This is a genomic window from Ligilactobacillus hohenheimensis (assembly GCF_947381805.1).
Lineage (GTDB): Bacteria > Bacillota > Bacilli > Lactobacillales > Lactobacillaceae > Ligilactobacillus > Ligilactobacillus hohenheimensis.
Genome location: NZ_CANCXC010000004.1, coordinates 131,884 through 145,781, shown reverse-complemented (window position 1 = coordinate 145,781; position 13,898 = coordinate 131,884). Strand labels below are relative to the sequence as shown.

General features: G+C 51.7%; 14 protein-coding genes and 1 riboswitch. Of the genes, 4 read left to right on the top strand and 10 right to left on the bottom strand.

Annotated elements, in window-relative coordinates; translation table 11 throughout:
- Window positions 1-3: 3 nt before the first annotated feature.
- From QOR60_RS06225 to QOR60_RS06210, 4 genes are all read right to left on the bottom strand, one after another.
- Window positions 4-471 (bottom strand): CtsR family transcriptional regulator, encoded by a 468-nt coding sequence (locus QOR60_RS06225; protein WP_283582509.1) that lies wholly within the window; start codon window positions 469-471, stop codon window positions 4-6.
- A 163-nt stretch (window positions 472-634) separates the two neighbouring features.
- Window positions 635-1,807: a prealbumin-like fold domain-containing protein gene (locus tag QOR60_RS06220; protein WP_283582508.1), complete on the bottom strand. Its 1,173-nt coding sequence runs from the start codon at window positions 1,805-1,807 to the stop codon at window positions 635-637.
- Window positions 1,808-1,813: 6 nt separating this feature from the next.
- Complete coding sequence (locus QOR60_RS06215; protein ID WP_283582507.1) at window positions 1,814-2,614, bottom strand: YibE/F family protein; 801 nt, start codon at window positions 2,612-2,614, stop codon at window positions 1,814-1,816.
- Window positions 2,601-3,719, bottom strand: coding sequence for a YibE/F family protein (locus QOR60_RS06210; RefSeq protein WP_283582506.1), 1,119 nt, complete (start codon window positions 3,717-3,719; stop codon window positions 2,601-2,603). The genes QOR60_RS06215 and QOR60_RS06210 overlap by 14 nt, the downstream gene beginning before the upstream one ends.
- Window positions 3,720-3,948: 229 nt before the next feature.
- On the opposite strand from QOR60_RS06210, the gene QOR60_RS06205 reads away from it, so the two are divergent.
- A complete protein-coding gene (locus tag QOR60_RS06205) occupies window positions 3,949-4,914 on the top strand; it encodes a biotin--[acetyl-CoA-carboxylase] ligase (RefSeq protein ID WP_283582505.1) in 966 nt (321 codons plus the stop codon).
- Between the two features lie 131 nt (window positions 4,915-5,045).
- Here QOR60_RS06205 and QOR60_RS06200 read toward each other — a convergent pair whose 3' ends face one another.
- Window positions 5,046-5,750, bottom strand: a complete 705-nt coding sequence (locus tag QOR60_RS06200) for a glucosamine-6-phosphate deaminase (RefSeq protein ID WP_283582504.1) — start codon at window positions 5,748-5,750, stop codon at window positions 5,046-5,048.
- A 179-nt stretch (window positions 5,751-5,929) separates the two neighbouring features.
- On the opposite strand from QOR60_RS06200, the gene QOR60_RS06195 reads away from it, so the two are divergent.
- Complete coding sequence (locus tag QOR60_RS06195) at window positions 5,930-6,292, top strand: HesB/YadR/YfhF family protein (protein ID WP_283582503.1); 363 nt, start codon at window positions 5,930-5,932, stop codon at window positions 6,290-6,292.
- Between the two features lie 51 nt (window positions 6,293-6,343).
- Here QOR60_RS06195 and QOR60_RS06190 read toward each other — a convergent pair whose 3' ends face one another.
- The 3 genes from QOR60_RS06190 to glmU all read right to left on the bottom strand — a co-directional run bounded on the left by QOR60_RS06190 (window position 6,344) and on the right by glmU (window position 9,370).
- Window positions 6,344-6,841, bottom strand: coding sequence for a GNAT family N-acetyltransferase (locus tag QOR60_RS06190; RefSeq protein WP_283582502.1), 498 nt, complete (start codon window positions 6,839-6,841; stop codon window positions 6,344-6,346).
- A 69-nt stretch (window positions 6,842-6,910) separates the two neighbouring features.
- A complete protein-coding gene (locus tag QOR60_RS06185; RefSeq protein WP_283582501.1) occupies window positions 6,911-7,891 on the bottom strand; it encodes a ribose-phosphate diphosphokinase in 981 nt (326 codons plus the stop codon).
- A 69-nt stretch (window positions 7,892-7,960) separates the two neighbouring features.
- Window positions 7,961-9,370 (bottom strand): bifunctional UDP-N-acetylglucosamine diphosphorylase/glucosamine-1-phosphate N-acetyltransferase GlmU, encoded by a 1,410-nt coding sequence (gene glmU, locus QOR60_RS06180; protein WP_283582500.1) that lies wholly within the window; start codon window positions 9,368-9,370, stop codon window positions 7,961-7,963.
- A gap of 185 nt (window positions 9,371-9,555) precedes the next feature.
- A riboswitch (Lysine riboswitch) is annotated at window positions 9,556-9,727 on the top strand.
- 114 nt (window positions 9,728-9,841) lie between these two features.
- Here glmU and yjeM point away from each other — a divergent pair.
- Window positions 9,842-11,377, top strand: a complete 1,536-nt coding sequence (gene yjeM / locus QOR60_RS06175) for a glutamate/gamma-aminobutyrate family transporter YjeM (protein ID WP_283582499.1) — start codon at window positions 9,842-9,844, stop codon at window positions 11,375-11,377.
- 144 nt (window positions 11,378-11,521) lie between these two features.
- Here yjeM and QOR60_RS06170 read toward each other — a convergent pair whose 3' ends face one another.
- On the bottom strand, window positions 11,522-12,169 hold the full coding sequence (locus tag QOR60_RS06170; protein WP_283582498.1) for a metal-dependent transcriptional regulator: 648 nt from the start codon (window positions 12,167-12,169) through the stop codon (window positions 11,522-11,524).
- A gap of 97 nt (window positions 12,170-12,266) precedes the next feature.
- Complete coding sequence (locus QOR60_RS06165) at window positions 12,267-13,151, bottom strand: RluA family pseudouridine synthase (protein ID WP_283582497.1); 885 nt, start codon at window positions 13,149-13,151, stop codon at window positions 12,267-12,269.
- A 95-nt stretch (window positions 13,152-13,246) separates the two neighbouring features.
- Here QOR60_RS06165 and QOR60_RS06160 point away from each other — a divergent pair, with 95 nt between their 5' ends.
- On the top strand, window positions 13,247-13,897 hold the full coding sequence (locus QOR60_RS06160; RefSeq protein ID WP_283582496.1) for a phosphatase PAP2 family protein: 651 nt from the start codon (window positions 13,247-13,249) through the stop codon (window positions 13,895-13,897).
- Window position 13,898: the final 1 nt, after the last annotated feature.

Below are 13,898 nucleotides of genomic sequence, written 5' to 3'. Positions count from 1 at the left end.
CCGTTAATCTGCACACCGTAACCGGTTAAGCAGGGCCACCATCATCCGCGCTCGCATCGTGGCTTCAACCATCCGGTCACCAACATTTAACGCATCGTGTCCCATCACCGTTAACAGAAGGCTTCCTTCCTTCCGGGACAGCAATTTGTTTTCGTACAACGTCTGAACGATATGGAGGGCGTCCGCTGCACTCAGCTGATCGCCCACCATATCAATTAGTTGGTCAAGGATCCGGGCATCGCTTACCAGGTCGACCTTTTCAATCCGAATGTAGCCGCCCCCACCCCGTTTACTCTCAACCAGGTAACCGTCCTGCACGGTAAACCGAGTTTTAATTACGTAGTTAATCTGCGACGGGACGACATCAAAGCGTTCAGCGACTTCCGAGCGTTTAATTTCAACCTGCCGGCTTTCTGCCAAAATTTCCTTTAGGTACCGCTCGATAATGTCAGAAACGTTTCTACTCTGCACCGAAGCCACCTCCTTGTCTGACTATCTTTGACTAAATTATAGATGATTTTCAGGCGGTTGAAAAGAAGCAACTAGCTACTAAAAAAGAGGAGGCTGCGACCTCCGTCACAGTCCCCTCCTTAGGGCTTAGTAAATGGTAGTTTCCCACCACTTGCTTATTCTATTATTCGTGCCGTTTTCGGAACGCAATTACCCCGGCAACTGCAAGCACAACGACCCCAACAACTACCAGTCCACCGGCGATCATATCACCCGTGTCTGGTAATCCGTTGTTTCCGCTCCGCTTGTTTAACTGCTGCTTCCCGCCGCCGTTTTGAACGCGAGGAGCGGCAACCTTACTCCGAGAACTTGCGCTGCTCGATGAGCTTACCACTGACGGTGTCGTGTTAACCGTTGATGGTGTAACCGGCGTGTTAACAACACTTGAAACCGGCGTTGTCGGGCGCGGCTGCGTTGTTGTCGCTGCCGGTGCCGGCGTGCTGGTTGACGTCGTCGTTGTCGGTGTAACCGGCGTGCTTGAGGTTGAACTCGTTACCGGAACAACCTGCCGGTGGCTAGACTGTGATGCGCTGCTGCTTGATGAACTCGAGCTTGAACTCGGGACAAGTGCTGGCACACTGCTTGATGATGACGGCGTAATCATCGAACTACTGCTGCTTGGCAAACTCTTTGATGAGCTGGAGCTTGACGAGCTGCTGGAGCTTGAACTAGAACTCGATGAACGGCTGCTTGACGAGCTAGAACTCGATGAACTCGAGCTTGCCGTCGCAGTTCCCTGATCAACAATAACGTTACTATCCGTTTGGTTCCCGTTAATGAGAATAACCGGTTCATCATTGACGATCTTAACCTGGATCGACTCGTTGTTAATCTTGTAGCCGTTTGGCGCCTTGATTTCCTTAACGGTGTACGTGTCGTTGTTGGTTAACCCGGTAAACTCAACTTCTCCGGCAGCGTTTGACGTTACCTTCTGGTCCTGACCGTTTCCGGTTAACTCGAAGGTTGCCCCAGGAAGGGCGTTCCCGTCGTTATCCTGCTTATCAAATACAACCCCGTCCTTTGGCTGAGTCCCCCAGATATCGTTGTGCCACGAGTTGGCAACAATTCCTTCAACCTGGCCAGTCTGAGTTCCGTTCGGGTTTTTCTGGTTAGCAGTGTTGGTCCAATTATTAACCTTTGAATTATCCGTTGGTAACTTCGTCTGGTACGTAATCGTGTACGCAATCGTTTCGAAGTTCCCGTTGGTTAAGGAACCATCCTGGTTATTTAATTTGGCAATCGTCTGCAGTTCAGCAGCGACCTTGCTGCCATCCAGACTCAAGGTAAACCCGTACATTTTGCCCTAGTCCGGGTGAACATTTGACCCCTGTTGTTCGCCCGGTTTTTCCTGATGGGCCGCCCGCTTCACCTTCCTGGCCATCATCTGCGTCGTAATCCAGATTACCAGGATAACCGCAATGGCCGAATACAGCACCATCATACATTCCGAAACAAAAATCTTCGAATTCAGGTAGTAGCCAAACGTCGCCTTTAGTTTATACAGCAGGACAAATAGGGCCAGGTCGCCCCCAAACATTCCAAAGAACAACGTGTTAAACGTCATTCCCATAATTTGAAAACCAATGTTGCGCCCACTCCGGCGGACGGCCGCCACGCTAATTCCCGGATTCTGCTCAATCACTTCCCGCAACCCACTCGCAATGGCAATTGCGGCCTCCGAAATCGCTCCAAGGGTGCTCAGCAGCGTCGTGGCAATCGTGATTGATTCGAAGTTGACTCCCACAAGGAGAGTAAACTGCTCAATTTCATCCGTTTGTTCGTTACTGAAGCCCTTAATCTGGGCAAAGTGGTCCAGCGGAACAATGAGGACAATCATCACGCACAGCACAATGAGGGTTGCAATAAAGGCAATCCGTGCCGTTTGCTCGTCGTCGTTTCCCAAATAAATCGTAATCGCAAGGATTGCAATTCCAACAAACAGGGCCACCCAGATTGGGGCAAAACCCGCGGAGATTAAAATAATCGCAATAAACATCAAAATAAAGTTGAGGGCGACACTTCCAAAGGCAGCAATCCCCCGTTTGCCACCGACAAGGCACATCAGTACCGCCATCACAATCGTTAACGCACTAATTGATGCCATTTGACCGTTCCTTCTTTCCTAATACGACCGCTGCCAGGCAACTTGCCGACGGAATCACCAGCGCAATTCCAATGCCACTGATGAGGGCCTGGATAATTCCCAGTTCCATCGTCCACTGGAACGTGTATCCAATTGGGTTCCCCGTTCTGAAGTAAAGAACGGCTATCGCAATCGTTTCCGCAAAAAAGATCAGGAGTAAGACGTTAATCAGCGGTCCTAAAATTGACCGGCCGACTTCCTGTCCCGACTTAAACAGCTGCAGCCGGGAAACATCCGGGTCCGCCCGGTGCATTTCAAACAGGGTCGAAACAATGTCGGTCGCGGCATCCATAACCGCTCCTAAAAGGCCAATTACGGTCGCCGATAAAAATAGCTCCTGTGGCGCCTGGGTAGCATACCCTAACGCTTCGTAATGCACCCCCGCATTATGCGTAAGTTGAAGTGTTCCAATCCCAATTACAAACGCCAACGTGGTCCCGGTCACAATCGCCAAAAACGTCACCAGACACTGGCGATTCACCCCAATGACCAGGCACAACGTTAATCCCGTAAAAAGCACCGCGCTCAACGCAAACAACCAGAAGAAGTGGGTGAGGTTTAGGGTGACGTCCAACTGAACAAAGAACAAGAACAAAATAAAGTTAATTGCCACACTTAATAACGTCCGCAACCCGTGCGCGTGCATCACCAGGTACAAAAGAACGACGACCAACCACGCTAGCATTAACAGCGTCGTATCCCGTTTAAACCGCGAAGCAGTCGCGTAATACGTTCCGTGAACCCGCCGAATATTTGTCAGAAAAATATGTTGCCCGCGGTGGAAATCCTGGTCGAGCGCACCTGACCGCGAGAACGTGTTATGGATGATAATCCGCCGTCCTCGGTGACGGCCGTTTGTTTGCACCACCGTGAGCCGTTGCCGGGTTTGGTAATCGACATTCTTGTACTGATCGGTCTGCCGGACTGCCTTCCCGTCCTTTACCGCAACGACTTCCCCAATTGCTTGGTGATACATGAAATCATCGTGTGTACTAAAAAGAAATAGGGCTACCCCGCTCAGGAGAATCACCGCAATTTCAATCAATGTCCGTCGTTTTAACTTCATCAAATCCCAGCTTTCATAAAGTGTTCCGGTTCGTCATTCCCGGGCGTTTGCTGGGGCACCGAACACTCTGAGAAGGTTTCCCTTAGATTTTCGGGCCCGTCCGGTCATTTGCCGACGACACCGTTACCCTCACAAAATAACATTATCCGGTTAACTTGGAAAGGTTTAGTACCGGATTGAACTTAATTCTTACCTTTCTTATAATGTTCGTAACAGGGAGGGGTTTCGGATGAAAAGTGATCGTCAAATTCTTGAATTGCTAGCAACCACGGCCGGGTTTATTTCGGGACAAGCCATCGCTGACCAGTTAGGGTGCTCCCGCACCGCCGTATGGAAGGGAATTAACGCCCTTCGCGATGAAGGGTACACCATTGAAAGTGGCGGCAAACGCGGGTACCACCTAGCTGACAACGGCAAGCTCGCTGCGCCCCTAATCCAGCGGGCAATGCGTTCCACCACTCCCTTAGAAATTAAGGTTGCCGCCACCCTTCCGTCAACGAACGCAAAGGCCAAGGAGCTTAGCACCCAACACCCCACGACTCCCATTGCCATTATCGCGGACACCCAAACAGCGGGGTACGGCCGGCAGGGACGCACGTTCTTTTCCCCCGCAGGAACGGGAATCTACGTTACGCTTCTTTTGCCGCATCTAACAAATCCCCTTAACCCGGGACTCCTCACGACCAGTACGGCAGTCGTCCTAAGCCAAACAATCAGTCGGCTTCTTCACGTAGAACCGACAATCAAGTGGGTCAACGACGTCAACGTTAACGGGCAAAAAATTGCCGGAATCTTAACGGAGGGGATCGCTGACCTTGAAACCCACGGTCTGGGGGCGGTGATTATCGGAACGGGAATTAACTACCTCACCCCCGCGGCCGCCTTTCCCCCGGAAGTAGCTGCTCGGGGCGTTGGCACCCTGGAACCCGCCGCGAAAAAGGCGGGCATTTCCCGAAACGCCTTTGTTGGCGCCTACCTTGACGGCTTGTTAGAAATGCTAAAAAGTTACACCACCGGCCAGTACATGGACGAATACCGCAAGCGGTGCGATTTAATCGGGAAAGCCGTTACCATCCAGCAAGGAGCAACTAAAACCACCGGAACCGTCCAAACCATCAACGATACCGGGCAATTAGTGCTAACAACCGGTCAAACGTTTAGCGCGGGTGAAGTCACCAAGGTGCGGGCACAATAATCAAAAAAATAAGCATAATTAATAGCGGGTAATTCCTCCTGGGAACTACCCGCTATTGCTTTTAGTTAAACAGTCAACGGAAAACTTTGTTAGTTATGGATTTGGAGAATGCCCCGTTTCCTGTAAATAACTTACCTTAACTTAGCTGCAGCTGCTTCATCCACAATTACCGTGACGTTTGGGTGCCGCTGCAAAATACTTGCCGGAACCTCCGGCGTTACCGGGCCGTCAACCATCGCTGCGATAGCATCTGCCTTCTTATCACCAAATGCCTCCAGCAGAATCTGCTTTGCTGCCATGATCTGTCCGATTCCCATTGAGTAAGCGTACTGCGGCACGTCCGCCTCGTTATCAAAGTAGCGGGCGTTCGCTTCGATTGTTGATTCCGTCAGTTTAATCTTCCGGACCTTCCCGTCAACCGGGGATCCTGGTTCGTTAAAACCGATGTGGCCGTTTCGGCCGATTCCTAACAACTGTAAATCAACCGGATGAGCAGCAATCACTTCGTTATACCGCGCAACCTCAGCGTCTGGATCTGCCGCCAACCCATCAGGAAGGTAGTTGGCCTTAAACGGCTTAGCGTCAAACAAGTGCGTCCGCATGTAGTAGTTGTAGCTTTGCGGGTCGTCTGGTCCCAACCCCACGTATTCGTCCAGGTTAACTGATGTGCACTGGCTAAAGTCCAAGTCACTGGCAACCAGTTCCTTGTACGTTGTCTCAGGGGTGCCACCCGTCGCTAACCCGAACGTCCGCGCACCGTTTGCCAGTGCCGCTTCAAAGACCTTCAGGGCTTCCTTGCCCCCGTCGTTTTCATTTGCAACCCGAATAACCTTCATGGTTCCGCTCCTTTCAAATTGGTATAGTCCTTTTTGGTATAGTCCAATTATAACCAGCCATCCGGTTAAATGCAACCACTTTATCGCCGAAATTAAACCGGTTTCATCTTTCGCTTGGCAGTTCGCGCTAAAACGTAATATAGTAGGACTAGATGATTAACTACACGGAGGAAAGACGGATGAAACTTACAATTACTCCTGCAGCCAGCGAATGGTTCCGCACCGAACTCCACGTTCCCGCTGGCGGTGGCGTTAAACTGTTCGGTAAGGTTTACGGCAACACCAACGTTCATCAGGGCTTCTCACAGGCCTTCCAACGCTGCGATGAGCCCGTTGATCCGGTGTTTGACCAGGTCATTGATGGCATTCACTACTACGTTGAGGCCTTTGACGCATGGTTCTTCGACGGGCTTGACCTCAGCATCGACCTTGATGCGGAATACGACGGCCCCAAGTTCACGTTTAGCCATACCGACGGAATTACCGATACGGTTGTCGGGGACGTTGATGGGGTTTCAAGCGCATCCTACCACGGCGAATAATTACGGATTACTAATAGAAGGAGGTTGGGCCATCAATTCCAACCTCCTTCTTTACCTTAACCGGCGCTCATAAAGCAGCATTTTCGTTTTTCCGCGGACACCACCAACCAATTGCTGACGCAGGGTAAAGCCCGTATGCTGGGCAACGCGTTGGCTCCGCAGATTATCGGCCGCTGTGATTAACTGTAACCGGGTTAAGCCTGCTTGCCGGACCCGGGGAAAAAGTTGCTGGAGAGCCGCAATAACGTAACCGTTCCCCCACGCTGTATTCTCTAACCAGTACCCCACGTCCGCCGCCGTTGCGGTCATGTTTTCCAGGGTGAGCATCCCCACAACTTGCCCGTTAACCTGAATAACGTATCCCGCACCATTTCCGCACCGCCATGCGGTAACGTACCGGTTAATAAACTGCCGGGTCGCATTAAGCGTTGTGATTGCTCGCAACGAAGGAAGCCACCGTTCCAGTTGCCCCCGGCTTTGTTCAATTAACCGGTACAAGCTTCCCGCATCGCAGGGGTGAACTAACCTAATTGTGACCGGTGTTTTCACTTCATCCCTCCAAAAAAGAGGTTGGGACCCTGCTGTCTCAACCTCTTTACTCCTGTGGTTAGCTCCTCCTTAGTGCTTAGCACTCTCAAACCGGGTGTTAAACAGCGGGCTAACTGATTCGTTTTCGTGGATCCGGTTAATGGCGTCCCCAATGAGCGGGCCAACCGAAACCTGAATTAACTTATCAATCTGCTTTTCTTCTGGTAACTGAATGGAATCCGTCACAACCAGCTGCTTAATCGGCGAGTTTTCAATTCGCTCAATTGCTGGACCGGATAAGACCGGATGCGTAGCGCAAGCGTATACGTCAGTAGCCCCCGCATCCATCAGTGCCTGCGATGCAAGCGTGATGGTCCCTGCCGTATCGATCATGTCATCGATTAGGATGCACCGCTTGCCCTTAACGGAACCAATGATGTTCATCACTTCCGCCACGTTGGCCCGCGGCCGCCGCTTGTCAATAATTGCGATCGGTGCCTTGAGGAACTCGGCAAGCTTCCGCGCCCGAGAAACCCCACCATGATCAGGGGAAACAACCACCGCATCCTTATCCAGCTTATTCGTCAGGAAGTAATCGGCTAATAGCGGTGCCCCCATCAGGTGGTCAACCGGAATATCAAAGAACCCTTGAATCTGGGCAGCGTGGAGGTCAAGGGCGATTACCCGGTTGGCTCCCGCCTTTTCAATCATATCGGCTACCAGCTTGGCGGTAATTGGTTCCCGGGAGCGCACTTTCCGGTCCTGCCGGGCGTAGCCGTAGTACGGGATCACGACGTTAATCGTTGCCGCACTGGCCCGCCGCAAAGCGTCAATCATGATCAACAGTTCCATCAGGTTATCGTTCACCGGGGCCGACGTTGACTGGACGATGAAAATCTCGTCCCCCCGAACACTTTCCTCAATGTTAATCCGAATTTCGCCGTCGCTAAACCGGTCAACCGACGTCTTGCCCAGCGGAATTCCCATCGCGTCGGCAATCTTCTGTGCTAACGGTTTGTTGGAATTCAATGCAAACAACTTAATCTTTGAGTCTGAATTATGTCCCGACATGGTAGCCTCCATATGTTTAATTCTACGGTTAATTCTAATTCATGCACCGCCATTCAGGCAAGCAGATTCCTACTTTTCGCCGTACTTTTCGGCATTTTTCTTTGCAGCCTCCGCAACAGGGTAGCGGTCGTAGTAACCTTTTTTGTTAACCTGCCGACCACGGGCAATCCCCATGTCGTGCGGTGCAACGTCATCCGTGATCGTTGAGCCCGCCGCAACGTATGCATGGTCCCCAATTTCAACCGGGGCAATGATGTTTGAGCCGCTGCCGATGAACGAGTAGTCCCCAACATTTGTGTGGTGTTTATTCATTCCATCGTAGTTGACAAAGACGGTCCCGCAGCCAATGTTAATTTCCTTCCCTAAGGTTGCATCCCCAACGTAGGTCAGGTGCCCGACCTTGGTGTTTTGCCCAATCTGGGCGTTCTTAACCTCACAGAAGTTCCCGATGTGGACGCCCACACCAATCTCTGCCTTTGGCCGCAGGTGACTGTACGGTCCAATGTTACTGTCCTTGTGCATTACCGCATTTTCAAGGAACGAAGCCGTGACCGTGACACCGTCCTCAATGACACTATCCCGAATCTCGGAGTGGGCCCCAATCACACAGTCACTCCCAATTGACGTCTTACCCTTAAGCACAACTCCCGGTTCAATTACGGTGTCATTGCCAATCTGAACATCCGCATCAATGTACGTGGTAGCCGGATCAATCATGGTAACCCCGTTTTGCATGTGCCGGGTATTAATTCGCTGCTGCATAACCCGCGTTGCGTTTGCCAGGGCAACCCGGTCGTTTACCCCCATTGATTCCGTGAAATCATCCATCTGAAAGGCACCAACCTGCTTACCGGCCTGCTTGAGGATCCCGATAACATCTGTCAGGTAGTACTCTCCTTGTGCATTGTCGTTCGACAGCTGGTGAAGGGCAGCAAACAATTCCTGATTGTTAAAGCAGTACACGCCCGTGTTAATTTCCTGGACAGCTGCTTCTTCTGGCGTTGCATCCTTTTGTTCAACAATCTTCGCAACCGTTCCGGCGGCGTCCCGAATAATCCGGCCGTAGCCAAACGGCTGGTCAGTATGGGCCGTCAGCACCGTTGCGGCTGCGCCCTGTTGCTCGTGGTAGGCGAACAGTTGCTTAAACGTTTCAGCAGTAAAGAGCGGGGTGTCACCGCACGTTACGAGGGTAATCCCGTCTTTTTGACCCAACACGTCCTCCGCTTGCATCACGGCATGCCCCGTTCCGAGCTGCTCCGCCTGCAAAGCATAGATTGTCCGGTCACCAAGAAGCTGCTTAACCTGGTCCGCGCCGTGGCCGACAACCGTCACAATCTGGTCAATCCCGACCCGTTCCAGCTGGGTCAAGACATGATCAACCATTGCCTTCCCGCAAACCGGGTGGAGAACTTTATATAACTTTGACTTCATCCGGGTCCCCTGACCCGCCGCTAAAATTACCGCATATTTTTCTGTCATTCTTTTTCAAATCCTTTATTAAAACTAGCTAATTTCAATCCCCTTAATCTTACCCCATGTCCCGGGGAGACGCAATTTTAGCTCCATGGTTGCTGGGGACAATTCTAATAATTATCAAAGTAATCGCAAAAAGTGTTCGTATTTCCCTTGACGCTCCCGCACAAGCGTAGTATAAAGTTAGTAAATAAAGTAATAGAGGTCGCGACCAATAAGAGTACCTTTTCGGAGACTTCCCAAGTCGATGATGAAAAGCAAAAGGAGCGGTTGCCGAAGTGTCAGTCCCCGGGACGGGCTGGTGCTGGGACGTAGTTGAACAAACTACGGACTGTCGCAGCAATGCGGAGCGCTATTCACACGGAACGGATAAACCCCTCCCGGTGCATGTGGTGCCCGGAAGGGGTTTTTCTTCACCAGTAGTGTTAGCCAACCTTTATTAATTATTTAATCCAATTAATTAAGGAGCGGTTACTGATGGAAAACAGTCAACGCAAAATGTCAATGTGGGGTCTGGTCTTAATGATTTTTGCCGCCATTTATGGGCTTGGTAATACGACCGTCGGCTTCTACCAGATGGGATACGGAGCAATGCTCTGGTATGTTTTAGGAGCTTTACTCTTCTTCATCCCTAGTTCACTTATGTTCGCGGAATACGGTTCCGCCCTCAAGGACAGCCAGGGAGGGATTTACTCCTGGCTTCAAGCTAGTATCGGCGAAAAGCCCGCGTTTATCGGTACCTTTATCTGGTATGCAGCGTGGGTCATTTGGCTGGTAACAAACTTCTCAACCATTTCAGTTTCAATTTCCGGGGCCATTTTCGGAAAGGACACCACCCAGGCATGGCACCTCTTCGGGCTAACCTCCAACCAAACCCTTGGGTTAATTGGAATTGCCCTGCTGGTCTTTGCAACGTTCGTATCAACCCGCGGGTTTGATAAGATTGAAAAAATCGCCAGTTTCTGTGGGACGTTTATTATCGGGGTAGCCATCTTCTTTCTTATTGTTAGTGCCATCTACCTGATGGTTGTCCACGGCCACCTCGCTCAGCCCCTGACCACCCAAAGCATGGTAAAGTCCCCGAATCCTGCATTCGGTTCCCCCATTGCCTTGATGTCGTTCTTCGTTTACGCGGTTTTTGCGTACGGGGGCATGGAAACGATGGGAAGCACCATCGATAAGGTCAAGGATCCGGATAAAAACTTCCCGCGGGGGATTGTTATTGCTGCCATCGGTATGATCGTAATCTACTGTGTTGGGGTGCTTGCTTGGGGGGTAACCGCCAACTGGCACCGGGTTTTAAGCGGAAGCAACGTTGACCTCGGGAACATCACCCTGGTATTAATGAGTAACCTCGGGTATTCAATCGCCCACACCCTTCTCCACACGTCCGTTGCCACTGCCAAGATCTGGGGGCTCTGGGCCGACCGGATTATCGGGATTGAGGAAATCTTTTCAATTTTTGGAGCCATCTTCATCCTCATTTACTCGCCGTTAAAGACAATGATTATCGGGACTCCTCAGCGGTTATGGCCAAACAAACTGACCAAGCTGAACGAGCACGGGATGCCGGCCACCGCCATGTGGTGTCAAACCGTCATGGTTGTGCTAATTATCCTCGGGGTTTCCTTTGGGGGTAAATCCGCCCAGGCGTTCTACACGGTCCTGCAGGACATGAACAACGTTACAACCTCCGTGCCGTACCTCTTCTTAATTGCGGCCTTCCCGTTCTTCAAGAAGCGGCAGGATTTAGAGCGGCCGTTTGAAATTTACACCAACCGGTCACTCACCGTAGCGGTTTCGTTCATTAGCTGGATTACCATTTTCATGGGGATTGTCTTCACGGTTGTTCAACCCCTCCTCCAGCACGATTTCTACACCGCCTTCTGGACGGTCTTTGGGCCAGCCTTCTTTGGGATTGCGGGCTGGTGCTTCTACTCACTGGCTGGTTACCGGCAACGGCACCGCGTTAACGCGGGCGTCCCCGTCACGGAAGAATTAAATAATAATTAACGAGGTAAAGAGGGCGTGGCATAAGACCACCCCTCTTTACTGCTCTCACACTAATTTAAAACGGGCTGAACGGAAGCCCCGCCGCACTTACGTTTTGGCGGCCTACTGCTTCCATTCAGCCCGTTTTTATTTAATATTTACGCATTATTCCCGCACGAAGATGTAGTTTGCTGCCTTATAACCAACATCAAACTGCTTCCCGTTATCCAGACGGACCACAATGGGGCCTTCAAACGGCGTATGCTGCTCAACTGTCAGCTGATCACCAATATCAAGCCCACTCCCGTCCAGGTATGTTAGGAGTTCGTGATTGTCCGTAAACCGTTCCACCGTTACGCTTACCCCGTCCGCGACACTTGCCAGCGTCCGGTGACTCTCCTCGGCATAATGGCCATCCTTATCAGGAATTACGCCGCCGTGCGGACAATGCGTGGGGTGGCCGAGGTACTCATCAAGGTGGTTCATCAGGTTTTCACTCATATCATGCTCGAGAACCTCCGCATCAGCGTGAATATCCTCTAGCTTGTAATGCAGCTTGTCGACTAAAAACGTCTCCCATAACCGGTGGCGCCGAATTAACGCCGCCGCAAGCCGTTCCCCCGTTTCCGTCAGGCGCACCCCCGCATACGGAATGTGGTGCACCAATCCTTCCGCGGCGAGTTTATTCACCATCTCGGTCACGGAACCCGCAACAACGTTTAAGCCCATCGCAATTTGTTTATTCGTGATTTCCTTTTTGGTTCCGCCCAGCTCAAAGATAATTTTTAAATAGTCCTGTTTCTTTGGCGTCATGCTCGATCCCCCAGTATTCCGCTTTAACTGTCGCCTTCATTATAGCAATCTTTACCATTTCAGGGAAACGCTTTTTTGGGCATCCCAAAAATAATTTTTATTGCAAAGTAGCAAGTAGTTGCTGGAGATCCGGCGGAATAGGCGCACAATAAGTCACCGCCCGGTCGGTAAACGGATCAGTAAAGCCTAAGGCGCGGGCGTGGAGGGCCTGCCGCTCAATTAAGGTGGTTGGGCCACCATATAACTCATCGCCTAAGAGCGGGTGGCCCGCTGCCGCAAAGTGGGCCCGAATCTGGTGGGTGCGGCCGGTATGCAACCGCACACGCACCTGCGTTGCCGCCGCATACCGGGCCGTTACCCAGTACTCCGTCCGGGCCGGTTTCCCGGTGGCACTCACCCACTGCCGGTTTGTCCCCGGCTGCCGTTCAAGCGGGCCAGTGAAAAAACCATGGTCCTCCGCCAAAGCGCCCCGAACCACCGCTAAGTATTCCTTCCGTAGCGTGTGCTGTTCAACTTGCGGATTAATCAATCCCTGCGCAACCCGGTGACGGGCAACCAGCGTTACGCCACTCGTAAACCGGTCAAGGCGGGTAATCACGTGGGGGACAAGGTCGCGCGCGCCCTGCTGCATCAGGTATCCCTTCACCCGGTTTACCAGCGTATCCTTCCGGTCACGCGGCCCAGGCACACTCGTCATCCCTGCGGGCTTGTCAACCACCAGCCAATTCTCGTCGACAGCAAGAATGGCCAATGGACCCGTACTTGGAGGCACGTTCTCATCGGGATGTTCAGGCGGAAGCATCACCGTTACCGTCGCCGGTTCGTCAACCACCGCCTGCAGCTGTACTTTCCGGTCATCAACCCGCACCTGACCCTCGTGGTGGTTAATCCTGCTCAGGACCCGATGGCTTAATCCCCGGTCGCTCAAAAACCGGCGGATTGTAATCCCCTGGGTTGTTCCTTTTTGCCACGAAAACTTCACGGTCATTCCTCCCTACCAACTAGTGGTTGTTTGCACCCTCCATAGAAGCTTGATAGAATTAGCGGTGAATTACTATCCGACATAGGAGGATTCTCATGATTGATATTCAAGATGATTCCCGCCGCTCAGCACGCGCGCTGGTGTTCATCATTTTATTTTTAATTCTAGCATTTTTAGTTAAGACCGGAAACGGCCTGGTTTACGGGTTTGATTTCGCCATCCAGCGAATTCTGCAACCCATTACTTTCCCCGCTTTAATCGGTCTCATCCACCTTGTCACGTACTTGGGATGTCCCCCATTTGCCTTTCTGCTTACCATCGGGGCAAGCGCATGGATCTTCTTCAAGTACGATCACATTGATGGAATATGGGCCTTTGGGACGACCATTGTATGCATGGGCGTTGCCTTCATCATGAAACACGTTGTTGCCCGGCCGCGGCCGCTCAATAAGCTGGCACCGGCAGACGGATTCAGCTTCCCAAGCGGACACGTCTTTACTACTATGCTACTTGTGCTGGTTGTACTCACGTTTATTTTGCCCCGCATGGAAAACCAGGACCGGCGGCAAATGCTGCGGGTTGCGCTAATCTGCTGGGTGATCTTCATCGCCTTCACGCGGATTTACCTGCGGGACCACTTCGCCACCGACACAATTGGGAGTGCGCTCCTTGCTGGCGGCTTATGGGAAGTGTCGCTGCTATGCTACACCAAGTTTGTCGGAACGTCGAAGTACTTCAAATCATAAT